This window comes from Lacisediminimonas profundi (assembly GCF_008831265.1).
In the GTDB taxonomy this organism is placed as follows: Bacteria; Pseudomonadota; Gammaproteobacteria; order Burkholderiales; family Burkholderiaceae_D; genus Lacisediminimonas; species Lacisediminimonas profundi.
The window spans coordinates 300,557-322,734 of record NZ_VTTH01000003.1 but is presented as its reverse complement, the minus strand read 5'-3'; the positions used below and the strand labels follow the sequence as shown (position 1 = coordinate 322,734).

General features: G+C 62.2%; 21 protein-coding genes. 10 read left to right on the top strand and 11 right to left on the bottom strand.

Translation table 11 applies throughout. The annotated features are described in order from the left end of the window. Positions 1 to 160: 160 nt before the first annotated feature. Both purU and FVE66_RS11210 read right to left on the bottom strand, forming a co-directional pair. Positions 161 to 1,030: a formyltetrahydrofolate deformylase gene (gene purU, locus FVE66_RS11215; RefSeq protein WP_151447517.1), complete on the bottom strand. Its 870-nt coding sequence runs from the start codon at positions 1,028 to 1,030 to the stop codon at positions 161 to 163. Between the two features lie 114 nt (positions 1,031 to 1,144). Next, positions 1,145 to 1,696: a bactofilin family protein gene (locus tag FVE66_RS11210; RefSeq protein WP_151447729.1), complete on the bottom strand. Its 552-nt coding sequence runs from the start codon at positions 1,694 to 1,696 to the stop codon at positions 1,145 to 1,147. Between the two features lie 226 nt (positions 1,697 to 1,922). Between FVE66_RS11210 and FVE66_RS11205 the strand changes: the two genes are divergently transcribed. Together FVE66_RS11205 and FVE66_RS11200 are read left to right on the top strand one after the other, a co-directional pair. After that, positions 1,923 to 2,954 (top strand): NADP-dependent oxidoreductase, encoded by a 1,032-nt coding sequence (locus FVE66_RS11205; RefSeq protein WP_151447516.1) that lies wholly within the window; start codon positions 1,923 to 1,925, stop codon positions 2,952 to 2,954. Positions 2,955 to 3,098: 144 nt separating this feature from the next. Further along, positions 3,099 to 4,172, top strand: coding sequence for a hypothetical protein (locus FVE66_RS11200; RefSeq protein ID WP_151447515.1), 1,074 nt, complete (start codon positions 3,099 to 3,101; stop codon positions 4,170 to 4,172). 281 nt (positions 4,173 to 4,453) lie between these two features. Here the strand turns inward: FVE66_RS11200 and efp are convergent, their stop codons facing one another. Together efp and earP are read right to left on the bottom strand one after the other, a co-directional pair. Then, on the bottom strand, positions 4,454 to 5,011 hold the full coding sequence (gene efp, locus FVE66_RS11195) for an elongation factor P (protein WP_151447514.1): 558 nt from the start codon (positions 5,009 to 5,011) through the stop codon (positions 4,454 to 4,456). A 92-nt stretch (positions 5,012 to 5,103) separates the two neighbouring features. Beyond that, the gene (gene earP / locus FVE66_RS11190; RefSeq protein WP_151447513.1) at positions 5,104 to 6,249 is read right to left on the bottom strand and encodes an elongation factor P maturation arginine rhamnosyltransferase EarP; all 1,146 of its coding nucleotides are present in this window, start codon (positions 6,247 to 6,249) and stop codon (positions 5,104 to 5,106) included. Between the two features lie 277 nt (positions 6,250 to 6,526). Here earP and FVE66_RS11185 point away from each other — a divergent pair, with 277 nt between their 5' ends. Further along, positions 6,527 to 7,756, top strand: a complete 1,230-nt coding sequence (locus tag FVE66_RS11185) for a nucleoside recognition domain-containing protein (RefSeq protein ID WP_151447512.1) — start codon at positions 6,527 to 6,529, stop codon at positions 7,754 to 7,756. 69 nt (positions 7,757 to 7,825) lie between these two features. After that, positions 7,826 to 10,198 (top strand): GspE/PulE family protein, encoded by a 2,373-nt coding sequence (locus tag FVE66_RS11180; protein ID WP_151447511.1) that lies wholly within the window; start codon positions 7,826 to 7,828, stop codon positions 10,196 to 10,198. A gap of 85 nt (positions 10,199 to 10,283) precedes the next feature. Here FVE66_RS11180 and FVE66_RS11175 read toward each other — a convergent pair whose 3' ends face one another. After that, a complete protein-coding gene (locus tag FVE66_RS11175; protein ID WP_151447510.1) occupies positions 10,284 to 11,087 on the bottom strand; it encodes a hypothetical protein in 804 nt (267 codons plus the stop codon). A 21-nt stretch (positions 11,088 to 11,108) separates the two neighbouring features. On the opposite strand from FVE66_RS11175, the gene FVE66_RS11170 reads away from it, so the two are divergent. Next, positions 11,109 to 11,390: a hypothetical protein gene (locus tag FVE66_RS11170; protein ID WP_151447509.1), complete on the top strand. Its 282-nt coding sequence runs from the start codon at positions 11,109 to 11,111 to the stop codon at positions 11,388 to 11,390. Positions 11,391 to 11,393: 3 nt separating this feature from the next. On the opposite strand, the gene FVE66_RS11165 is transcribed toward FVE66_RS11170, so the two are convergent. The 3 genes from FVE66_RS11165 to rfbB all read right to left on the bottom strand — a co-directional run bounded on the left by FVE66_RS11165 (position 11,394) and on the right by rfbB (position 15,588). Beyond that, positions 11,394 to 13,442: a TonB-dependent receptor gene (locus FVE66_RS11165; protein ID WP_151447508.1), complete on the bottom strand. Its 2,049-nt coding sequence runs from the start codon at positions 13,440 to 13,442 to the stop codon at positions 11,394 to 11,396. A 144-nt stretch (positions 13,443 to 13,586) separates the two neighbouring features. Further along, entirely contained in the window at positions 13,587 to 14,468 is an 882-nt protein-coding gene (gene rfbD, locus FVE66_RS11160) for a dTDP-4-dehydrorhamnose reductase (RefSeq protein WP_151447507.1), read from the bottom strand. 37 nt (positions 14,469 to 14,505) lie between these two features. Further along, positions 14,506 to 15,588 carry a dTDP-glucose 4,6-dehydratase gene (gene rfbB / locus FVE66_RS11155; RefSeq protein ID WP_151447506.1) on the bottom strand — a complete coding sequence of 361 codons (1,083 nt, stop codon included), beginning with the start codon at positions 15,586 to 15,588 and terminating at the stop codon, positions 14,506 to 14,508. 109 nt (positions 15,589 to 15,697) lie between these two features. Here rfbB and FVE66_RS11150 point away from each other — a divergent pair, with 109 nt between their 5' ends. The 5 genes from FVE66_RS11150 (at position 15,698) to FVE66_RS11130 (ending at position 19,931) form a co-directional block, all read left to right on the top strand. Then, the gene (locus tag FVE66_RS11150) at positions 15,698 to 17,080 is read left to right on the top strand and encodes a CmpA/NrtA family ABC transporter substrate-binding protein (RefSeq protein ID WP_151447505.1); all 1,383 of its coding nucleotides are present in this window, start codon (positions 15,698 to 15,700) and stop codon (positions 17,078 to 17,080) included. Further along, a complete protein-coding gene (gene ntrB, locus FVE66_RS11145) occupies positions 17,077 to 17,928 on the top strand; it encodes a nitrate ABC transporter permease (protein ID WP_151447504.1) in 852 nt (283 codons plus the stop codon). The genes FVE66_RS11150 and ntrB overlap by 4 nt, the downstream gene beginning before the upstream one ends. Positions 17,929 to 17,937: 9 nt before the next feature. Next, complete coding sequence (locus FVE66_RS11140) at positions 17,938 to 18,879, top strand: ABC transporter ATP-binding protein (RefSeq protein WP_151447503.1); 942 nt, start codon at positions 17,938 to 17,940, stop codon at positions 18,877 to 18,879. Positions 18,880 to 18,905: 26 nt separating this feature from the next. Further along, complete coding sequence (gene cynS, locus FVE66_RS11135) at positions 18,906 to 19,349, top strand: cyanase (RefSeq protein WP_151447502.1); 444 nt, start codon at positions 18,906 to 18,908, stop codon at positions 19,347 to 19,349. A 108-nt stretch (positions 19,350 to 19,457) separates the two neighbouring features. Continuing rightward, complete coding sequence (locus FVE66_RS11130) at positions 19,458 to 19,931, top strand: response regulator (protein ID WP_151447501.1); 474 nt, start codon at positions 19,458 to 19,460, stop codon at positions 19,929 to 19,931. A 42-nt stretch (positions 19,932 to 19,973) separates the two neighbouring features. Here the strand turns inward: FVE66_RS11130 and FVE66_RS11125 are convergent, their stop codons facing one another. The 3 genes from FVE66_RS11125 to FVE66_RS11115 form a co-directional block, all read right to left on the bottom strand. Next, a complete protein-coding gene (locus tag FVE66_RS11125; RefSeq protein ID WP_151447500.1) occupies positions 19,974 to 20,951 on the bottom strand; it encodes a Bug family tripartite tricarboxylate transporter substrate binding protein in 978 nt (325 codons plus the stop codon). Positions 20,952 to 21,137: 186 nt separating this feature from the next. Next, positions 21,138 to 21,593 carry a nuclear transport factor 2 family protein gene (locus FVE66_RS11120; RefSeq protein ID WP_151447499.1) on the bottom strand — a complete coding sequence of 152 codons (456 nt, stop codon included), beginning with the start codon at positions 21,591 to 21,593 and terminating at the stop codon, positions 21,138 to 21,140. Positions 21,594 to 21,647: 54 nt separating this feature from the next. Then, a complete protein-coding gene (locus FVE66_RS11115) occupies positions 21,648 to 22,034 on the bottom strand; it encodes a cupin domain-containing protein (RefSeq protein WP_151447498.1) in 387 nt (128 codons plus the stop codon). Positions 22,035 to 22,178 lie beyond the last annotated feature (144 nt).

The window sequence follows — 22,178 nt, the reverse complement described above, 5'->3', positions numbered from 1 at the left end:
AACGCAAGCGCGCGGCCGTGTGGAAACAGGGGTGGGGGAAATGCGACGCCGGCGGGGGCGCGGGGGAGATGGGGAGGGAGCGTTCGTGGCGTGCGTCGGTCTACGCTATGAACACAGGATATCGGGAACGACTGCAGAACGCTCCGCCGTCCCGACCTGCCTAATTGAAAATAACCGTCTTGTACCCGTTCAGCAGGATCCGGTGCTCGACGAACCACTTCACCGCGCGCGCCAGCACCACGCACTCCACATCGCGGCCGATTGCGGTCAGCGTCTCCGGTCCCATCGAATGATCGACGCGTTCCACGCCCTGCTCGATGATCGGCCCCTCGTCGAGGTCGCCGGTTACGAAATGGGCGGTGGCGCCGATCAGCTTCACACCACGCTCATGCGCCTGGTAATAGGGCTTGGCCCCCTTGAAACTGGGAAGGAAGGAATGATGGATGTTGATCGCCCGTCCCTTCAGCGCGTCGCACATCCCGGGCGAGAGGATCTGCATGTAGCGCGCCAACACGACCAGGTCGACCTGACTGTCGTGGGCGATCTCGAGGATGCGCTGTTCCTGGTTGCGCTTGGCATCGGCGGAGGCGCCGGCCGCCAGCGGCAGGTGATGGAAAGGAATGTTGTAGCTGGCCGCCAGCTGGTAAAAATCCGGATGATTGGAAACAATGGCGGGTATCTCGACCGGAAGCAGGCCGCTCTTGTGACGGAACAACAAATCGTTCAGACAGTGTCCGATCCTGGAAACCAGGATCATCATCCGCGGCTTCTTGAAGGCGTCATGCAATTCCCAACTCATCTGCAATCCGGTACCCAGCTCGGTGAAGCGTTCGCGCAATACGGCTTCGGACGTTGCCCCTTCCTCGGCGGAAAAATGCACGCGCATGAAAAACAGCCGCGACTGGGCGTCGCCAAACTGCGCAGAGTCGATGATGTTGCAGCCGCTGTCGGCCAGCAGGCCGGATACGCGGTGGACGATGCCGCGCTGGTCGAGACAGGACAGGGTCAGGATGTATTGGGGATGCGTCATGGCGGGTCAAAAGTGTGGCTACTGATGAACCCGCATTGTCGCATGTCATGCATCAACTCGTGCCCGCGCTGGGCGCCGGACACGAGCTGACATGACCCGGAAGTCTTACGCTGCTTACGCTGCGTTCAGCGCGCGCGGGGCGGTAACTGCGGCGCCGTTCACCTGCACGTCGCCCATAATCTGGCCACCCTCTTCTATCACCAGCTTGCCATAGCGGATCTTGCCCGACACCTTGCCGGTGGCGTAGATCACAAGCTTCTCACGCACAACCAGGTCGCCATCGAATGCCCCGCGAATTTCCGCGATGTCGATTTCGGCCGAACCCTTGAAGGCGCCAATTTCGGCGATCTGCATCACGCGCGAGTCCATCGTTGCTTCGACGCAGCCTTCGACCACCAGCGTGTCGCAATCGGTGATTTCAACACCCTTGAGCTTGATGTTCGGACCGACGATCAGCTTGCTACCCATTGCATTGGTGCTTGCTGTATTTGCCGCCGCGTCCTTTGCAGCGGACGGGGAGGAAAGCGACGATCCGGCGGCCGAGCTGAGCGTGGATTTCACGCCCGCGCCACCCGACGGCGGCGTGGTGGCGGAAAGCGGTGGATTGCTGGTATTGGCGCTGGGATTGGGTTCGCGCTTTCCAAACAGCGTTTCGGAACGAAGCATGACATCTCCTTGGCTGAAAAATCGGTGTCTAGCCGGCAATATGCGCGGGCTTGAAGGGTGAGACGGGTCAACCTTAGGGAAGTTCCACAGGGAAATCTTTATTTCTGAAAATGTTTTACATCTGTATCCGCTTTGTCGCGCGCCACCGGCGCGCACGAACTGCTCTGCTATATTGATTTGCTGCGCCCCAAGAAGGCCCGCAACAATGCCCCACAAGGAGAAATGAATGAACACGCTAGCCGCAATCAACCATCAGGTACGCCTTGCTGCCCGCCCGATCGGACTGCCCAAGCCTGGCGACTGGTCGCGGACCGAAGAGCCAGTCCGCGAGCCTGCCGATGGCGAAATCCTGGTCAAGGTGCTCTACCTTTCGCTCGACCCGGCCATGCGCGGCTGGATGAACGAAGGCAAGTCCTACATCCCACCGGTGGGCTTGGGCGAGGTGATGCGCGCCGGCGGCGTGGGCCGCGTGATCGCATCCCGTTCGCCGCACTTTGCAGAAGGCGATTACGTCTCGGCGCTGACCGGCGTACAGGAATACTGGACCGGCCGTGCCGATGACAAGCTTGCCGGCGTCGCGCGTATCGACCCGCAACTGGCGCCGCTGCCGGTATGGCTGAACGCGCTCGGCATGCCGGGCATGACCGGCTATTTCGGCCTGACCGAGATCGGGCGGCCGAAAGCCGGTGAAACCGTCCTGGTTTCGGGTGCGGCCGGTGCCGTGGGGCAGACGGTTGGCCAGGTCGCGCGCCATCTGGGATGCCGCGCCATCGGCATTGCCGGCGGGCGCGACAAATGCGATTTCGTCGTCAATGAACTCGGTTTCGACGGCTGCATCGACTACAAGAACACCTCGCTGCGCGATGGATTGAAACAACATTGCCCGAACGGCGTCGACGTTTATTTCGATAACGTCGGCGGCGAGATACTGGACACGGTGCTCACCCGCATCAATTTCAAGGCGCGGATCGTGATTTGCGGCGCGATTTCCCAGTACAACAATACGACGCCGGTGAAGGGTCCGTCCAACTACCTGTCGCTGCTGGTAAACCGTGCCCGCATGGAAGGCATGGTGGTATTCGATTTTGCCGAGCGTTACCAGGAGGCGGTGCAGATCATCGGAAAGTGGATACAGGAAGGCAGCTTCAAGACGCGCGAAGACATCGTCGAAGGACTGGACCAGTTTCCGGCGGCGCTGCTGATGCTGTTTGAAGGCAAGAATTTCGGCAAGCTGGTGCTGCGCGTGGCTGCCGGCTAGCCGCCGCGAAGACGCCCGGCAACTTTACCGGGCCTGAATCCGACCCCGATCAAAAACAGGTCGGGTTGCCGGCGCCGGGCCAGCATCTGCACGGCACTTTGCCCGTATCCTTGAAAGCGACTCCATCGCAGCAGGGAATACGGCATGTCCGATCGTCCTGGGCAGCGAATCGACGCCAGCGCCTTCCGGGCGCCGCGATTCGCTGCCTGTCCCCGCCAGTTGGTACGCATCAGGAATGGACCGGTATTGCCCTCCGATGCGCTGCCCGCGCGGCCGATACCAACCGATACGGCCGCAGCGCCCCGTCCGCTGCGCGGCCTGCCGCGCGTGCAGCCAGCCCCGGCTCCCCGCGCTGCCCGCCAAGTACGGCCGGAGGTGCTGCCGACGGTCAAAACGTCACGCCGCCAGCGCCCTGTCGCCACTCCTCGTTCGCGGCACCCAAGGGAGCCCGCGCCGTGGCTGCGTGCCGGGCCGATCGCCCTCTCGCTGATGGCCGGGCTGGCGATTGGCCTGGCATCCGCATGGTGGCTTTCGGCACTGGACACCATTGAACGTGCTTCGCTGGTTCAGAGGCCGGGCACTGCCGGCGAAATTCCACCTGTGGCTGCGGCCACAGCTAGCGTGGCGATGACAGTGGTGCCGGCCGCAGTCGCCATCAGCGCGCCGCATGCCGGTCGGGTTTCGTCGGGTGAGGCCGGCGCAGACGATCGGATAGCTGGCGAACAGCCCCCGCTCCCGGCACAAGCAGCCGTGGATGCCAATGCCGGACGCAATGCCGAGCCTGGCAGTAGAGCCGGTGGAACCAGTGCGCTGGATCAGAAAATCCGGAAAGACAAGAAAAAACGGGAATCACGCCATGACGGCCGCGGCAGCCAGCTGGCGCAGGCGGAGCGTGCCGCAAGGCGAATCCGGCCGCCCGCCACCGCAGTATTGCGTGGTGAAGAGATTGATCGGCTGAAGAGCCAGGCCTTTTCGGAAAGTTCGCGCGACCGCACCCGTCGCGGCCCGCCGCCACCGTCCGCCCCGGGCGCAAGCATCAAGCCCGTCAGCACCGCAAACGCTGAAGGCAAGTCACATGCAATGGTGCGCAGGGAGTTGGCGCGCTGCGAAAAGCTTGCCAGCCTGTTCGGTCGCGAATGGTGTAAATGGCAGACGTGCTCGAACCAGTGGGGCACGAATGGCTGCCCATCGTTCACCGAGGGAGAAGCGAAGTATTGAACGGCTGGCTGGGATGCTGCCGGGAGGGTACTGCTGGGAGGGTACTTCCGGGAGAATCTGGAGCAATACCGGACTGCCGCCTGGTCAACATGGGACGGCTTGCAAGCTGGTCCGGTCCGGACGGGGCGAGGCATGCCTCGCGAAATCCCGTCCTTGACCCGACCTGTGCTTCCGATGCGCCTGGTTGCTGCGCTCAGCTGCCTGCTCAGTATTCCTGCTCAGTATTTCTGCTCAGTATTCCTGCTCAGTATTTCTGCTCAGTTTCCTGCTCAGTTTCCTGCTTACTTGCTGCGCGACTTGTACTCGCCGGTGCGGGTGTCGATCTCGATCTTGTCACCCTGCTCCACGAACAGCGGAACGGAAACCTTGAAACCGGTGGCGATGGTCGCAGGCTTGAGTACCTTGCCCGACGTGTCGCCCTTGACGGCCGGCTCGGTGTAGGTCACTTCGCGCACGACGGTGGTCGGCAGTTCGACCGAGATGGCTTTTTCGTTATAAAACACGACTTCGCACTGCATGCCGTCTTGCAGGTAGTTAATGGCGTCGCCCATGTTTTCGCCTTCAACCTCGTACTGGTTGTAGTCGGCGTCCATGAACACGTACAGCGGATCGGCAAAGTAGGAGAAGCTCGCTTCCTTGCGATCGAGCTGGACGACTTCGAACTTGTCGTCGCTGCGATATGCGTTCTCCTGACCTTGGGCGGTCAGCAGGCTCTTCATTTTCATCTTGACGACGGAGGCGTTACGGCCGGACTTGACGAATTCGGTCCTGGTAATGACCATCGGTGCGCCCGAAACCATGATGACGTTGCCCACGCGGATTTCTTGTGCGGTTTTCATAACTGGTATGGATAAAGTGGAAATCCGTCGATACGTTGCCGACGGTATAGGGAAAGCACCGAAGGGGTGCCCGTTCAGTAAAGCCCTGTATTTTAACAGCTTTCTTTCGCGAATCGAAGCAGGTTAGACGCCAGGTCGCCGTGCACGCGCAACTGCCCGGCCCAGCTCCGCGCGTGTTGCCGCAGGCTGGCGGCTGCCGCCGGCGACCAGATCTGCCGCCAGTCGTCGGCCGCGATGCCGGCGCCGTTCCATCCCCGCATCACGTTTGCCAGGGCGGTGCCAAGGTTTTCCGGCAAGCCGCTGCAATAGCGCTCCAGGAATGCATCCAGCTTGACCAGATGTGCGCCTTCCTCTTGCGGGTAGATGTGCCACAGCAAAGGACGCTCGGCCCACTGCCCGCGCACGAAAGAATCCTCGCCGCGCACGAAATTCAGGTCTGCGCACCACAGCAGCAGGTCGTAATCGGGCTGTTCGAGGAAAGGCACGACCTGCACCGTCAAGCCCCCCTTGGTCACCCGCATGCCGGCCACGGCCGACGTGCCGAGGAAAGCGCGCACGGCATCGCTGGCCACGCCCTCTGCAACCAGGCATAGCGTGGAAGATCGCTCGCCCTGCAGAAGTGAAAACAGATCCGCCACTGGCGCTTGCGGATAGCAGAACAGCGTCAGGATTCGCTCATGCCCTGCCCGCGACACCCCGATCTGCGACAGGAAGGCGTCTGCCTCTGTCGGGTCGGCGTCGAACGCGGCTCGCCGCTGCTCAAGGCCATGCTCCCGCAGCAAGCCGCCGGCCTGCGCGGTAAAACCCGGGAAATAGAAATGCTTCGTGAGCGGCAAGCCCGGATGGGGCGACGGCAGGCCATGACAGCTGTCGACCCAGGCCTCGGCACTCAGGTATTCCAGGTTGATCCATGCCGGCTTGACCGGCCGTGCAGCCATCGCGTGCAGATATTCCTCTGGCAGGCGGCAGCCGAAGCCTTCGATGACGATGTCAGGAATTTGCTGTGGCGGAATGTCGGGGAATGGATCGGACCAGCGCCGCACACAGACCGCTTCGATCTGCTGCAGGTCAAGCGCCGGATCGACCGCGCGGCATAGCCGCTTGAAGCTGGGCAGGTCATCGACCCACAGCGTGACCTCGAATTGATGTTCGTTTGCGACTTGCCGCGCCAGCCGCCAGCACACGCCGATATCGCCGAAGTTGTCGATCACGCGGCAGAACAGGTGGAGGGAGGGCATGGCGCGAAAAGAATGGAGGAGCGCGGTAATAGTGGATCGTGATAATGGTGGAGCGCGATACATGCGAAGCGCCACATCATAATTCAAAAAGCCGGCAGCACTGCCAATCGCAGATAAGTTGTGAATTTTACATCTTTTCTTTTTGAATGGCGATGATGCCGTTGCATGCCAGAGACAAGAATGGCGCTGATGTAGGCCTCCCCGCCGCATTGACGCCCTCCCCCTTTCCCATCATCATCGCTGCCACCCTGTTGCAAATCAGAAAGACGAAACGCGCATGCTGAACGGCCTCTGGCTAGGATTTTTTGCAGTCGCCGCGATCAGCGCCCTGACGCGCTGGCTGGCGGGTGGCGATGCCGCGGTATTCGCTGCCATCGTCGACAGCCTGTTCGGCATGGCACGGCTGTCGGTCGAGGTGATGATCCTGCTGTTCGGCACACTGACGATGTGGCTGGGTTTCCTGCGGATCGCCGAAAAAGCCGGACTGGTCGACCTGCTGGCACGGCTGCTGTCGCCATTGTTCGCGCGACTGATGCCGGAGGTCCCGCGCGGCCACCCTGCCCTCGGCTTCATCACGCTGAACTTCACCGCCAACGCGCTCGGGCTCGACAACGCTGCCACGCCGATCGGCCTGAAAGCAATGCGCTCGCTGCAGGAACTGAACACCGACCCGAAGGTGGCGACCAACGCGCAAATCCTGTTCCTGGTGTTGAATGCGTCATCGCTGACGCTGTTGCCGGTGTCGATTTTCATGTATCGCATGCAGCAGGGCGCGCCAAATCCGACGCTGGTGTTCCTGCCCATCCTGCTGGCGACCTTTGCTTCCACCCTGGCCGGCTTCCTGGCGGTTGCGTTCGCGCAGCGGCTGAAGCTGCGCGACCCGGTGGTGCTGGCCTGGCTCTGCGGATCTGCGCTGCTGCTCGGCGCCATCATTGCCGTGCTGGCCGGGCTGTCGGCAGCGGTGCTGGCGGCGCTGTCGTCGCTGCTGGGGAACCTGGTGCTGTTCGCCCTGATCCTGTTGTTCCTGCTATGCGGCGCACTGCGCCGGGTGCCGGTCTATGAAAGTTTCGTCGAAGGCGCGCGCGAAGGCTTCGATGTCGCCAAGAATCTGCTGCCTTACCTGGTTGCGATGCTGTGCGCGGTTGGCGTACTGCGCGCCTCCGGTGCGCTGGATTACGCGCTGAATGCGGTGCGGCTGCTGGTCGAAGCCGGCGGTTGGGACAGCCGCTTCGTCGACGCGCTGCCCACCGCCATGGTCAAGCCGTTCTCCGGCAGTGCGGCACGGGCAATGCTGATCGAGACCATGAAAACGCATGGCGTCGACAGCTTTCCGGCGCTGGTGGCAGCGACCGTGCAAGGCAGCACCGAGACCACGTTCTATGTGCTGGCGGTGTATTTCGGGGCGGTGGGAATCCAGCGGGCCAGGCATGCTGTGGCATGTGCGCTGATTGCAGATCTGGCCGGCGTGGTGGCGTCGATCGGTGCTTGCTACTGGTTTTTTGGCTGAGCCGTCACGAGCCGATGCGAGGGCGGTTCCGACCGACTGGAATTGCGCCTGCAAAATCAAGGAGAAGAGATGTTGAATTGGCCTGCCCCCCCGCATTACGAGTTGGCTGGCGGGCCCGTCGAAGAAACGGGCCGGGCCGTAGTGGTGCTAAAGGATAACGAACGACTGAGCGGCCGTGTGACGCATTTCGATGCAAAGGCCTGCTTGCTGGGGTTCCAGCCCGACAATGACCGGCCAGCACTGTCCCTGGGAGCCTCCCAATTCAAGACGCTGCGGCTGACTGACCCGGTGATCCTGCAACGCGAACACCTGGAGATGGCCGGGACAGATTCCGGACATGCGCTGCCGGAGAACGACACCCAGCGCTGCGTCGTCAAATTCAAGGACGGCGAGGTACTGGAATCAAACACAACCGGTTACGTCGTCGAAACCTCCGGCATCTTCCTTTACCTCCCCAGTTATGGAAAAAAGCGGATACGCTGGTTCATCCCCGGCAGCGCCATCGCGAGTTACCAGATCGGCGACCGGCTGGGCAAGTCGCTGGTCGACGACAATCTGGTTTCACCGTCCGTTCTGGAAGAAGGCCTGGCCCGGCAGCAGGCGCTACGCAGCCGCAAGCTGGGCGAATACCTGGCCGACCACAAGGCGATTACCGGCGAAGATATCGAGGCTGCGCTGATTCGCAACAAGAACAGCCCGCCGCGGATGCTGGGCGAAGTGCTGACGAAGGAAGGATTGATCAGCCAGCAGCAACTGGATGAAGCGCTGACCAGGCAGGCACGGGACCGCCGGCTGCAACTCGGCGAAATCCTGATCCAGATGGGTGCGGTGGACCGCCAGACGGTACGCCGGATGCTGACCCAAAAGCTGGGGATTCCCAACGTGGACTTGTCGCGCTTCCGCTTCGACCCGGAATTGGCGCGGGTCGTACCCGAGTCTCTCGCCCGCCGGCTGAATGCGTTGCCGCTCTATCGGAAAGGTAATCGTCTGCTGGTGGCAATGGACGATCCGCTGGCCAGCGATACCCTGAACCAGCTGGCATTTGCCACCCATCTGCGCATCGAGCCGGTGATGGCGGCCTACGGCGAAATCGAGGAACGGATCAACCAGTTTTATCGCCTGCATGGCAAGCGCGAGAGCGTGGCGGATCTGGTGCAGGAAATGCACTTGCCCGGCGAACCGGAACTGGAAGACGCCGCCGAACCTGGCATGTCCGAGTCGGACAACGCGGTGGTACGGCTGGCCAGCAAGATCATCCTCGACGCCTACGAGCAAGGCGCCTCCGACATTCATATCGAAGCGATGTCCGGCTCGCGCCCGACCCGCGTCCGGTTTCGCAAGGACGGGACGATGGTGCCCTACGCCGAGATTCCTTCGCGCTTCCGGCGCGCACTGGTGTCGCGCATCAAGATCATGAGCAAGCTGGATATCTCCGAGCGCCGCCATTCGCAGGACGGCAAGATCGGCTTCAGCCAGTTCGGGCCGGTCAATGTCGAACTGCGGGTGGTCACGATACCGACCACCGATGGGCTGGAGGATGTGGTGATGCGTATCCTGACCCACCCGCAGCCACGCAACCTGGACCAGCTCGGCGTGCCGTCAAGCTCACTGGCCACCCTGAAATCGCTGTCGGAACGGGACCACGGTCTGTGCCTGTCGTGCGGCCCCACCGGATCGGGCAAGACCACGACCCTGCATGCAATCCTCGGCCACTTGAACAACAGCCATACCAAGATCTGGACGGTGGAAGACCCGGTCGAAATCGTGCAGGAAGGCTTGCGCCAGGTACAGGTTCAAACACGTGCCGACTGGGACTTTGCTTCGGTGCTACGCAGCCTGTTGCGCGCCGATCCGGACGTCATCATGGTAGGCGAGACCCGGGATTCGGAAACCGCCGACACGGTGCTGGAAGCATCGCTCACGGGCCACATGGTCTTTTCGACCATGCACACCGGCAGCGCCGTCGAAAGCATCGCACGCCTGCTCGACCTCGGCGTGGACTCGTACAACCTGGCCGACGCGCTGGTGTACATCCTCGGCCAGCGCCTGGTGCGCCGGCTATGTGGAACTTGTCGCATTCCGGTCACCGCAAGCGATGAAGACATGGAACGGCTGGCGTCCGAATACGCACGCGACGGTGGCATCGACAAGGAAGCCGCGGCGGACCTGTTCCGCGCGCGCTACACCGGGCAGGACGGATCGATCCGGCTCTATCGCGCCGCGGGTTGCACCGAATGTGCAGGCAGCGGCTACAAGGGCCGCGTCGGACTGTATGAACTGATGACGGTCGACCCCGACATCAAGAAGCTGATTGGCGCCCGCAGGGATCTGGAAACCATACGCACGGCGGTGATGCAAGCCGGCATGCATTCGATGCGGCAGCACGGAATCGAAAAGATATTCGAAGGCGAGACCGACTGGGACCAGGTGCGCCGGATCTGAAGTGGCAATCAGGACCGCTGCGGCGAGCCGGCGCCGCAGCCCTCGCGTCCCTGATCGCCCGCCCTATCCGCTCCCTATCCGCTCCCTATCCGCGTGACGCCGGCCTTGCCTGCGGAGCCTGCTGTCCTGCGCGCCACTGCGGCACATGCAAGGCCGGCGCAGCCGCGGTGCCGGTGCGGCCCAACAGGCGGGGAATCACGCCATTGCACACATGCAGCGCCCGCTCATATTCATGGGGCGTGTCGATCGTTGCATGCCAGACGTCAAAGCGCTTGAACAGGCTCTGGGCGTGGTTACCCACGACTTCGGACAGGCGCGCCTGGATCTGCGGCAGCGAAGTTTCGTCGTCAACGACGAAGTTGGTGCTGTTGAGAATCAGGTCCTTTTCCAGTGCCTGGCTGGCCTGCTGCAACGCCTGCCGGTAAAACAGGACATGCATCATTTCGTGATTCAGCACATGCTCCTGAGCACACTTGTCCCGCGACAACTCGCTGGCAAGGTAGACCGACATCTGCTCGAAGTCCAGCTTGGCCTCGTAGCTTGGCGAAACGCATAATTTCCCATTAGGGAGCTCCGAAAACACGGTATTGACCCGCACCGTTGCCTTGAAGCGCGCATCGGTCAGGCCAAGTATTTCGCCCATCGCAATCGCGGAATGTCCTTGGGTCATGCCGCGCAGCGTCGCTGCGGCAACACTGTACTGCGCCGGCTTGGTCGAGACATCAAAGCTGACTCGAACCCCGGGCTTTGACAGCTCGCAGCCGATCCGGTCCGGCCGCGGGTCGGGCGACAAGATTGCTTCGGCATTCTCCACCGCAAGCGCAACCATGACGGCAGCGAGGAAATGAATCCACGCCTGCTTGCCCGCCCTCAACATTCTAAGTTCCATCAAATCCATCCTGGAATTCATATGGTCAGCCTCGACCGGATCATGTTCAAAAAACTGTCGCCAGCGACGCTGGAGATCTCGTATTTCCTTGTGGAATTCTTTCCTCATGGAAATATTATAGGAGACGAAAATTATTTCCGACAGGAAACAATTCCGGAAAAGGCACTGGATCCGGACTGTTTTGACCTACATCAAAATTTCAATATCCGGGCAATCGAGGACTGGATAAATGGTGCTGCTGGATGGCTTGAACTGGAAAATGCCGGCTTATCCGGCTTCTGTATTGGACGGGGAAACCATTGACGCTTAAAAGCGCACGACCAGACCCGCGCGCACCGCCCGCGACTCGCCGGGATGCGTGTGGATATCGGCCACCGCCAGCGGTTCGGTGCGCAATTGCGACTCATAGTAATAGTCGATATCGCTGACCTGCCGGTTCAGCAGGTTGAGCACTTCCAGGGTCAGCTTGACGTTCTTTCCTGCAGCATAACCTATCTTGCCATTAAGCAACGTTGACGATGGCGACCGCACGCTGTTGTCCTCGACCAGCGCGCGGCCGCCCACATGACGCAAGCGCAGGCCGCCGCTCCAGCGGCCAAGCTCTGCCGTGATGCCGAATGAGGCAGTGCGCGCCACCGCGCCCGGAATGAACGGGCCGGCGGGGTCGCTGTCGGTGAATCGGGCACGCGACCACGCAAGATCGAGGTCGGCCGTCCATCCCTGTGCAATCTTGTAGACGTTCCCGAGTTCGACACCGCGCCGCTTGCTGGGCCGGCCGGCCTGGGTGGTGCCAGCGTCGCCGACAAAGACCAGTTCGGAAGCCAGGTCCAGCTCCCACAAGGACATCGTGGTCTGCAATCCGCGCAGCAGTCCGTCCAGCCGCAAGCCGACTTCCCTGCCAGCAGCCTGCACCAGCGGCGTGGAGGGATTGACCGCGCTGGTCACGCCGCGCGCATCGTTGCTGTGGAAGCCGCGCCCCCAGTTCAGGTACAACTCGACCCGCTCGGCGGGCGTGAAGATGGCGGAGAACTTCGGGCTGGTGATCGAGGCATCGACCGTGCCGCTGTCGGCCGGCTTGTTGCTGTCCACCCGGAACCGGTAACGATCATTGCGCAACCCGGCCACGGTCCGGAACCATGGCGTCCAGCGCGTCGTGTTCGAGGCAAACAGGCCGGCGGAGGATTCGACGACATTATCCTCGCGCGTGGTCGCCAGGCGCTGCCCCCGGACACTGGTGTACAAGCCGACCGGCGACAGGCGATCCTGCCGCAGTTGCAGGCCCAGTGTCGTCTCGGACTGGAAACGCCCCAACTTGTGCTGCCACGCGCGGTCGATATTGATGCCACCCAGCACGCGCTTTTCGGCCTGGTTGAACTGGTCGCCGTTGACCGCGTCGTCCTTGAAGAAGGTGAAGTTGGAAAACAGGTTCAGCCGCGAGCGCACCAGGTAAGCGTTGGCGCGCATTGCACCATCCGCATACCTGCGGGTCCAGTCGGCCGACAGGCTGCTGCGCGCGGTGTCGCCGCCATCGCTCGGATCCAGGCTGCCGTAGCGGCCGACGATGCCGGCAGCGAGCGCGCGGCGCGGTACCTGGTCGGTTGCGCGCCAGCTCGACTGCAGCGCCATCGCCGCCACCCGCAGTTCGTCAACGCCGGCGCGCACATTCCAGCTCAGCACGCCGTTGAACCGGTGGTATTTCTCCGGCACCTCCCACGGTCCGTCATGACCGACTGCTTCCACTGCATACAACAGCGTTCCCGCTCCGGCGCCAGTCGAGTTGGCCAGCACCGCACGCCGGTAGCGGTTGCTGCCGAGTTCAATGCTGGCCAATCCGCGCTCGAGCTTGCGGACATAGTCGAAGGCGGCCGCGCCGGCAGCGGAAAAATCGCCCTCCTCCGCGTAATAGGTTCCCTTCTTGTACTGGATCGTGTCGATCAGTTCGGGAATCAGGAAGTTCAGGTCGGAATAGCCCTGCCCATGCGCATGCGTGGGCATGTTCACCGGCATGCCGAGCACGCTGGTGCGGAAGTCCGTGCCGTGGTCGAGGTTGAAGCCGCGCGCGAAATACTGGTTGGCCTTGCCGTCACTGGAATGCTGGGTGACGATCACGCCCGGCACAGCCTCCAGCAGCTCGCCGGTGCGCGGACGCGGGCGGTTTTCCAGCTGGCGCGCGCTTACCGTGCCCTGGTTGGCGGACTCTGCAATGCCGATCGGACGATCGATGCTGGATTCCACCTGTACCGCTTCCAGTGCCGCCTCCGGGGCTGCCTCGGCCGCGCAGGCCACACTGGCCGGCAGCACGCCGCAAAACGCGGCAGCAAGGGCAAGGACGACGGCGCGTCTTTTACCGGGCATTGGCGGTGTCGGTTGTCTGCAATCCATCAAGGTCCGGGAACATGCGGGAGTTGAAGCGGCAATGTAGCGCAATTTCAAATGCGCGTTGCCGAAGTTTCCAGGGCACGGCGAATCCGAAGTAGCTGACCCTGGAATCGGCACGGTTCAGACCGCCGGCGGCTGTTCCCGCATGCAGCGCTCCAGCGCCGCGTCCCACTGCGGCAACGGGCAGAAAGTGCGCATGAATTTTTCGCAGGACAGGCGCGAATTCGCCGGCCGCTTCGCCGGCGTCGGATAGTCGCTGCCGGGAATGCCGACCACGCCAGGCTTCCTGGGCAACTGTGACAGTTCGACGATACGCCGGGCGAAGCCGCACCAGCTGGTCTCTCCCTGCGCCGTCACATGGTAGAGACCGGCGCGCTCCATCCACCACGACAGGTCCTGGCCGCGGCCCTGCGCGACCACTTCAGCAGTCACCTCTGCCAGGGTGCGGGCCCAGGTCGGCGCACCGATCTGGTCGTTGACGACCCGCAGTTCGTCGCGCTGCGCCGCCAGCCGCAACATGGTGAGCAGGAAGTTCTTGCCGTACAGGCCGTACACCCACTGGGTGCGGAAGATCAGCGCCGGTATGCCGGCGGCCTGGATCGCCAGCTCCCCTTCCCGCTTCGACTCGCCATAGACGTTGACCGGGCTGGTCGGATCCTGCTCGTCATAGCGGCCGTCCTTGCTGCCGTCGAAGACGTAGTCGGTGGAAAAATGGATCAGGATGGCGCCAAGGCGTTTTGCCTCCTCCGCCATCGTTGCCGGCGCGTGGGCGTTGAGTTGCATCGCCAGCTCGCGTTCGCTTTCGGCCTGGTCGACGGCGGTGTAAGCAGCCGCATTCACGATCAGGCCGGGACGGACTTCGCGGATGACGTCGCGCACCTGCTGCAGGTTCGACAGGTCCATGCGGCGGCGGTCGACGGCAACGACCTCGCCCAGGCCTTGCAGCGTGTGTTGAAGTTCATGGCCGACCTGGCCAGTAGAACCAGTGACGAGGATTTTCATGGTGCGCGAAACGGAAAGCCCGGCAATTTGCTGTAGCTCATGCGCTCGCCCCTGCCCCTGCACGTTGCCCGTAATTGGTCTCCACCCACTTCAGGTAAGCGCCCGACTGCACGTTAGCCACCCACTCCTGGTGCGACAAGTACCACTGCACCGTCTTGCGCAGCCCGGTCTCGAATGTCTCGGCCGGCTTCCACCCGAGCTCGCGCTCGATCTTGCGGGCATCGATCGCATAGCGACGGTCATGACCAGGACGGTCGGTCACATAGGTGATCTGCTCCCGATAGCTCTTTCCATCGGCACGCGGCGACAGCGTGTCCAGCAGTTCGCACAGCGTATGCACCACATCCAGGTTGGCCTTTTCATTCCAGCCACCGATGTTGTAGACCTCGCCGGTGCGCCCTGCTTCCAGCACGCGCCTGATCGCGGCGCAGTGGTCGCCGACATAGAGCCAGTCGCGCACCTGCTGGCCGTCGCCATAGATCGGCAAATCCTTGCCTGATAGCGCGTTGGTAATGATCAGCGGAATCAGCTTTTCCGGAAAATGATACGGACCGTAGTTGTTCGAGCAATTGGTGGTCAGCGTCGGCATGCCATAGGTATGGTGGTAGGCACGCACCAGGTGATCGGAGCCCGCCTTGGAGGCCGAATACGGGCTGTTCGGGGCATAGGCAGTGGTTTCGGTAAAGGGCGGATCGGTCGGACCCAGTGAACCATACACTTCGTCGGTCGACACATGCAGGAAGCGGAATGCAGTCTTTTCCTGCGCGCCCAGGGCCGACCAGTAATGCCGCGCCGCTTCCAGCAAGCTGAAGGTGCCGTTCACATTGGTACGAATGAATTCCGCCGGGCCATGGATCGAGCGGTCGACGTGGCTTTCGGCCGCGAAGTGGACGATGGCACGCGGCTGGTGGCGTGCCAGCAGCGCCGCCATTTCAGCGTTGTCGCAGATGTCGGCATGCACGAACAGATGGCGCGCATCGCCTTCCAGCGAGGCCAGGTTGCCAAGGTTGCCGGCGTAAGTGAGTTTGTCGACGTTGACCACCGGCTCGTCGCCGCCAGCCAGCCAGTCGAGCACGAAATTGGAGCCGATGAATCCGGCTCCACCTGTGACGATAATCATCGATGCTCCTGTGTTTTTGCGATGATACCGTACGGCGCGAACCCAATCTCCGGCCGGCTGGCCCGTAGATTGCATGTGCTGGGGCAACACCAACCCAGGGAGCCGCCCCATGTCAATCTATCACAGCTATGATCCCGACCGTGCCAGCAGTGGATGTTCCTGCGGCCGCCATGCCAATGAATCCGAGCATGCGGCACAGGAAGCGAGGCAGCTTGCGGCGCGTGCCAGCAATGTCGAACTGCTGACGAACGACGTGGTGGAAGAGTCCGTACTGCGCGCGATGTTCCCCTCGGATGACACCAGGCGCCGCTTCCTGCGCGCAGTAGGCACCAATACGGCGCGCGCCGCGATTGCCAGCGTGCTTCCTTTCGGTGCAATGCAAGCAATGGCCCAGGAAAAAACCGGCCCGCTGGAAAAGAAGGACCTGAAGATCGGCTTCATTGCCATCACCTGCGCAGCGCCGCTGATCATGGCCGACCCGCTCGGCTTCTACAAAAAACAAGGGCTGAACGTCAGCCTGAACAAGACCGCCGGCTGGGCCCTGATCCGCGACAAGATGATCAACAAGGAGCACGACGCCTCCCACCTGCTGTCGCCGATGCCGCTGGCGATGTCGATGGGACTGGGTTCGAACATGACGCCGATGCGCGTGGCGACCATCCAGAACATCAACGGCCAGGCCATCACGCTGCACGTAAAGCACAAGGACAAGCGCGACCCCAAACAGTGGAAAGGCTTCAAGTTCGCGATTCCGTTCGAGTACTCGATGCACAACTTCCTGTTGCGTTACTACCTGGCCGAGCATGGCCTCGACCCGGACCGGGATGTTCAATTGCGCGTGACGCCGCCACCGGAGATGGTGGCCAACCTGCGCGCCGGGAACATCGATGGATTCCTCGGACCCGATCCATTCAACCAGCGCGCCGTGTATGACGAAGTCGGATTCATCCACATCCTGTCGAACGAGATCTGGAACGGCCATCCGTGCTGCGCCTTCGGCACTTCCGATGAATTCATCAGGCAGAATCCGAACACCTTTGCCGCGCTGTTCCGCGCCGTGCTGACCGCTGCCGCGATGGCGCGCGAACCCGGCAACCGTGCGCTGGTAGCGAAGGTAATCTCGCCGGCAGCCTACCTGAACCAGCCGGAAACCGTGATCGAACAAGTATTGACCGGCAAGTTCGCCGACGGCTTGGGGAATGTGCGCAACGTTCCATCGCGAGCCGACTTCGATCCGGTTCCCTGGCATTCGATGGGCGTGTGGATACTGACCCAGATGAAGCGCTGGGGCTATATCAAGGGCGATGTCGACTACAAGGCCCTGACCGAGAAAGTGTTCCTTCTCACGGACGCAAAGAAGCACATGAAGGAACTGGACCAGAAGCCGCCGGAAGGCGCATACCGCAAATACAAGGTGATGGGCCGTGAATTCGACCCGTCCAGGCCCGAAGCTTACGTCAACAGCTTCGCTCTACGGCGGGGAGGCGCATGAAAAGCGCCAGCCTGAGCATGAAGGCGGGCCTGTTGTCACTGCTGATCCTGGCGGTGGTGCTGTTGGCCTGGCACCTGGCAACGGCGCCCAAGGCCGGCAAGGCCGCCGATGCCCAGGACGAGTACGCCAGGTTGATGGGCAAGAGCAGCGGCAACGCGGCAAAGAACAATGGATTCCCGTCACTGATGCAGATGAAGGAAACCATCGTCCGCGAAATGGCTCACCCATTCCATGACAACGGGCCCAACGACAAGGGCATCGGCATCCAGCTCGGCCATTCGCTGGCACGGGTCGGCCTGGGATTCCTGCTGGCGGCCCTGGTGGCGATCCCGGCCGGATTCCTGCTCGGCATGTCGCCGCTGATGCAAAAGGCGCTCGACCCCTTCATCCAGATCCTCAAGCCGATCTCCCCGCTGGCGTGGATGCCGCTCGCCTTGTACACCATAAAGGACTCATCGGTCTCGGGCATTTTCGTGATTTTCATCTGTTCGGTGTGGCCGATGCTGATCAACACCGCATTCGGCGTCGCGTCCGTGCGGCGCGACTGGCTGAACGTCGCCATGACCCTGGAGGTCAAGCCGATCCGCCGTGCGTTCCAGGTCATCCTGCCTGCAGCGGCGCCCACCATCCTGACCGGCATGCGCATTTCGATGGGCATCGCGTGGCTGGTGATCGTCGCCGCCGAAATGCTGGTTGGCGGCACCGGCATCGGCTACTTCGTCTGGAACGAATGGAACAACCTGTCTCTGTCCAGCGTGTTGTTCGCGATCGTGGTGATCGGACTGACAGGCATGCTGCTCGACCTGTTCTTCGCCCGGCTGCAGAAGCTGGTCACCTACGTCGATTGAGGAGCGGATATGGATCATGATTTCCTGCGCGTGGAAGGGCTGGGCAAGCGCTACCTGGCGGGCGCTCCGCCTGTATTCGAGAATGTGTCCTTCGGCATCCGCCGCGGTGAGTTCGTCTGCATCATCGGTCATTCCGGCTGCGGCAAGACGACCATCCTGAACGTGCTGGCCGGCCTGGAATCGCCGAGCCAAGGGCTGGTTTTCATGGACAAGCGCGAAGTCAGCGGGCCCAGCCTCGACCGCGGCGTGGTGTTCCAGAGCCATGCGCTGATGCCCTGGATGTCAGTACTGGCTAACGTCACGTTCGCCGTCCGCTCACGTTATCCGCACTGGATCCGGGCGAAGATCGAAGCACATGCGCTGCGCTTCATCAGGATGGTCGGCCTGGGCGACGCCGCCGACAAGAAGCCTTCCGAACTATCCGGCGGCATGAAGCAACGCGTAGGCATCGCCCGCGCGTTTTCGATCGAACCCAAAATGCTGCTGATGGACGAGCCCTTCGGCGCGCTCGACGCCCTGACCCGAGGCGTGATCCAGGACGAACTGCTGAGGATCTGCGCGGATACCGAGCAGACGGTCTTCATGATCACCCACGACGTCGACGAAGCAATCCTGCTGGCTGACAAGATCCTGCTGATGTCGAACGGCCCGCAGGCGCGCATCGCCGAGATCGTGGTGAACACCATGTCGCGCAAGCGCACCCGCGCGACCATGCATCACGACCCGCAGTTCTACCTGATCCGCAACCACCTGATCGATTTCCTGGTGAACCGCTCGCACCAGATACAGGCTGCAGGCAGCACCGGCCAGGCACCCGTGACCGTCACTCCGGGTCTGGCCGCCACCGGCCTGGAAGATGGCGAAGCCAGCCGCGAAACCAGCGGCGAAGCCACCGGCACGCCGATTCCGGTCACCCGCAACTTTCGCATTATCAAAACCCCGCCCCCCTGACTCGAATTCAATTGAAAGGAAAACCCATGGACCGCAAGACTGTCACCCAGAAAATCCTCGCCGCCAAGGTCGCGAAGAAAATGCGCTGGTCCGACATCGCCGCCAGGATCGGACAGAGCAAGGAATGGACGACCGCCGCCCTGCTCGGCCAGATGACACTCGACGAAGACCAGGCCATCCTGGCGCAGGAGCTGTTCGGACTGAGCGAGGAGGAAACTGCCTGGCTGCAGGTGGTCCCGTACAAGGGATCGCTGGAAACCGCAGTGCCGACCGATCCGCTGATTTATCGCTGGTATGAAATCGTCAGCGTGTACGGCACCACGATCAAGGAATTGATCCATGAAGAATTCGGCGACGGCATCATGAGCGCGATCGACTTCTCGATGGACATCCAGCGCGAAACAGACCCCAAGGGAGACCGCGTGCAGGTGGTCCTGAGCGGGAAGTTCCTGCCGTACAAGACGTATTGATCCGGGGCGCCGGCGCGGGCGCCGCGCGTGAACAACAAGGACCGCGCCAGCGATTGACATGACGCCGTGGGTGCAAGCCGGCACCGCACCAATTCGTGACTAAAAGCAATGCTGCGCCCCGCAGCCGTCATACACTTTGGGTTGACCTTCTGGGGAAGGGATATGCCCATGACAGCCCGGCGCAAGCTGCTTGTCGCCATCCGGCCGCAGGACCGCGACCTCGTGCTCGCGGCCCTCGGCAGCGAATTCGAGCTGCTTATCTGCTATACCAGCAGCGAAGCCCTGCAGGCGCTGCGCTCACAGGACATCGGCCTGATCATTTGCGGCGTGCATTTCGACGAAGGCCGCATGTTCGAGCTTTTGGGCGAAGCGAAGGCCGATCCGGCAACCCGGGACATCCCCTTCATCCCGGTGATGGGTGAAACGGGCAACCAGACCGACGGCATCAGGCAGGGGATACGCAGCGCCGCGCTGTCGCTGGGCGCCGCCAATTTCATCGACATGCCAGACCTGGTTGCCCGCCACGGCACGACTGAAACCTTCAACAGGCTGAGGAAAATGGCGCGGGATGCGCTCCGGTAGATTTCCCCCACTAGCCTTAGCCTGCATCCTGGTCCTTGCGCGTCACTCCATCTTGATATTTGCCTTCTTCACCACGTCCGCCCAGCGTACCGTCTCGCTGTGGACGAAGGCACCGAATTCCGCGCCAGTCAGCTTGCGGGTGGTTGCCCCCATCCCGGCCCACTTTGCCTGCGTGTCGGGATGCGCGAGTACCTTGCTGACTTCCGCGATCATGCGGTCAATGATCGGCTTCGGCGTGCCCTTGATGGCCCACATGGCGTACCAGCTCGACACCACGTAATCCGGCACGCCCGCTTCGGCAGCGGTCGGCACCGCGTCAAATCCGGCGACGCGCTGGGTGGTCGTCACGGCCAGCGGACGGAGCTGGCCGGACTTGATGAATGCGGACGAGCCGGCCAGCGTGTCGAACATCATGTCGACGTGACCGGCCACCAGGTCCTGCAGCGCCGGACCGGTGCCGCGATAGGGAACATGGGTAATTTTCACCCCCGTCCGCAGCTTGAACAATTCGCCGGCCAGATGCTGCGAAGTGCCGGTGCCGGTGGACGCATAATCCACCTTCCCCGGCGATTTTTTCAGCCGCTCCAGCAGCGACTTGAGATCCGTCTCCGGCACCTTCCTCGGGTTGACCACGATCACATGCGCGACGTCGCTGAGCAGCGCCACCGGCTCGAAATCCTTTTCGAGGTCATAGGTCAATTTCGGATAAATGCTGGGCGCGATCGCATGGTGCACCGCACCCAACAGCCAGGTATAGCCGTCCGGTGCCATCCGGGCCGCAAGAGCCGCGCCGACCGTGCCGCCAGCGCCGCCGCGGTTGTCGACCACCACCGGCGTGCCGAGTTGCGTCGACAGCATCTGCGCAACCGGCCGGCCGAAGCCGTCGACTGCGCCGCCCGGCGGAAACGGGTTGATGAACGTGATCGGCTTGGCAGTAGGCCAAGCTTGGGCAAGTACCGGGCCGGCGCTGATCAGGGCCAATGCGGCAAGCGCCGCGCTCACTGTCTTGCTGAACTGCATAAAGTCTCCTTTTGATGTTTTATGAAGGTCGACCCGGCATGCAGCCGGGATTACCTTTTTTTGTGTCAGCAGGAGTATGCAAAGCAAAACGGCGTATGTAAAGAAGAAGTGGGGGAAGCAACAAGGCGAAACCGCCGGGCCGGGCGACCCTGCACGGCCCGGATCCGACTGCCCCGGCGCCTGTGCTCAGCTCGGCCGGCTTTCCTGCGCGCCCTGCGCCATGCCAGCGCTCATGGCCGCAGTCGAGCGGAATGCCTGGTCTGCCTGCACGCCGTCATCGAGACGCTGGAAGCGGCAGACCTTGCCATCGCGCAGTGTGAACACATGCACCCAATCTGTTTCAAGCTCTTGGCCGCCGGTATTGAGCTTCCAGACTGCATGCCCCAGCGCCACCACCTTGTCACCTTCCGCAATCAGTTCGCGCGGCTCGAAGCGGACCGGCGTCATCGAACGGCCGAGATCGCGGAAAAATTGCTGCACCTCGTCCTTGCCGTAATAACTGCCTGCAAACGGCACATTCGGGTTATCGAAACCGATCCATTCGATGGTGTCGTCATAAAGGGCCATCAGGCCCTCGATGTCCTGCTGCTGGAATAGCCGGTAGCCCTGCAGCACCAGTTGCTTGTTTTCCTCGCTGCTCATGCCGTCCTCCTTTTCTTGCAGCACAATGGCAAACGCGGCGCGTTGGCCGTCGGGTCAATGCGGTTTTGCGTAATGATCGGCGCCGGTGAAATCGAGCAGGATGCACGGCTCGTCGCCGACCACCCAAGCATCATGCCCCGGTGTCATGTAGAAGAAATCACCCTCGGAGTACTGGCATTCCTCGCCGCTGTCCATGTGCACCACCATGCTGCCGGAAATGACGTAGCCGGTATGCGGCACCTCGCAGGAATGCGTCTGCACCAGCGGCTTGACGTGCGTGCTCCAGCGCCAGCCCGGCTTGAATTCGCCACGGCCGATCATGGCCTTGCCCAGGTTGAATACCTTCAGGCTGCCCATGCCGCCTGCGAAAGCCCGCACTTCATCGGGGGCGCTCAAGGGCTTCCTCACCAGCAATCCCTTACTCTCGATTACTTCAGCCATCACTACCTCCTTTAAGGAAATGGACAATCCACATCCGGCTGCCGGACCGGCAGCTTGCATGCAGTATCTGCCGCAGAGGGCTAACAAGTAAGAGCCGCCTGGTCAGCGGGTTTGCGCTAACGCAGAGGTCGATCAGCGGCCACG

What these genes read in the sequence shown, in the direction of transcription:
- purU (WP_151447517.1), bottom strand. Translation starts at nt 1,030, where the DNA reads ATGACGCATCCCCAATACATCCTGACCCTGTCCTGTCTCGACCAGCGC.
- FVE66_RS11210 (WP_151447729.1), bottom strand. Translation starts at nt 1,696, where the DNA reads ATGCTTCGTTCCGAAACGCTGTTTGGAAAGCGCGAACCCAATCCCAGC.
- FVE66_RS11205 (WP_151447516.1), top strand. Translation starts at nt 1,923, where the DNA reads ATGAACACGCTAGCCGCAATCAACCATCAGGTACGCCTTGCTGCCCGC.
- FVE66_RS11200 (WP_151447515.1), top strand. Translation starts at nt 3,099, where the DNA reads ATGTCCGATCGTCCTGGGCAGCGAATCGACGCCAGCGCCTTCCGGGCG.
- efp (WP_151447514.1), bottom strand. Translation starts at nt 5,011, where the DNA reads ATGAAAACCGCACAAGAAATCCGCGTGGGCAACGTCATCATGGTTTCG.
- earP (WP_151447513.1), bottom strand. Translation starts at nt 6,249, where the DNA reads ATGCCCTCCCTCCACCTGTTCTGCCGCGTGATCGACAACTTCGGCGAT.
- FVE66_RS11185 (WP_151447512.1), top strand. Translation starts at nt 6,527, where the DNA reads ATGCTGAACGGCCTCTGGCTAGGATTTTTTGCAGTCGCCGCGATCAGC.
- FVE66_RS11180 (WP_151447511.1), top strand. Translation starts at nt 7,826, where the DNA reads ATGTTGAATTGGCCTGCCCCCCCGCATTACGAGTTGGCTGGCGGGCCC.
- FVE66_RS11175 (WP_151447510.1), bottom strand. Translation starts at nt 11,087, where the DNA reads ATGGAACTTAGAATGTTGAGGGCGGGCAAGCAGGCGTGGATTCATTTC.
- FVE66_RS11170 (WP_151447509.1), top strand. Translation starts at nt 11,109, where the DNA reads ATGGTCAGCCTCGACCGGATCATGTTCAAAAAACTGTCGCCAGCGACG.
- FVE66_RS11165 (WP_151447508.1), bottom strand. Translation starts at nt 13,442, where the DNA reads ATGCCCGGTAAAAGACGCGCCGTCGTCCTTGCCCTTGCTGCCGCGTTT.
- rfbD (WP_151447507.1), bottom strand. Translation starts at nt 14,468, where the DNA reads ATGAAAATCCTCGTCACTGGTTCTACTGGCCAGGTCGGCCATGAACTT.
- rfbB (WP_151447506.1), bottom strand. Translation starts at nt 15,588, where the DNA reads ATGATTATCGTCACAGGTGGAGCCGGATTCATCGGCTCCAATTTCGTG.
- FVE66_RS11150 (WP_151447505.1), top strand. Translation starts at nt 15,698, where the DNA reads ATGTCAATCTATCACAGCTATGATCCCGACCGTGCCAGCAGTGGATGT.
- ntrB (WP_151447504.1), top strand. Translation starts at nt 17,077, where the DNA reads ATGAAAAGCGCCAGCCTGAGCATGAAGGCGGGCCTGTTGTCACTGCTG.
- FVE66_RS11140 (WP_151447503.1), top strand. Translation starts at nt 17,938, where the DNA reads ATGGATCATGATTTCCTGCGCGTGGAAGGGCTGGGCAAGCGCTACCTG.
- cynS (WP_151447502.1), top strand. Translation starts at nt 18,906, where the DNA reads ATGGACCGCAAGACTGTCACCCAGAAAATCCTCGCCGCCAAGGTCGCG.
- FVE66_RS11130 (WP_151447501.1), top strand. Translation starts at nt 19,458, where the DNA reads ATGCTGCGCCCCGCAGCCGTCATACACTTTGGGTTGACCTTCTGGGGA.
- FVE66_RS11125 (WP_151447500.1), bottom strand. Translation starts at nt 20,951, where the DNA reads ATGCAGTTCAGCAAGACAGTGAGCGCGGCGCTTGCCGCATTGGCCCTG.
- FVE66_RS11120 (WP_151447499.1), bottom strand. Translation starts at nt 21,593, where the DNA reads ATGAGCAGCGAGGAAAACAAGCAACTGGTGCTGCAGGGCTACCGGCTA.
- FVE66_RS11115 (WP_151447498.1), bottom strand. Translation starts at nt 22,034, where the DNA reads ATGGCTGAAGTAATCGAGAGTAAGGGATTGCTGGTGAGGAAGCCCTTG.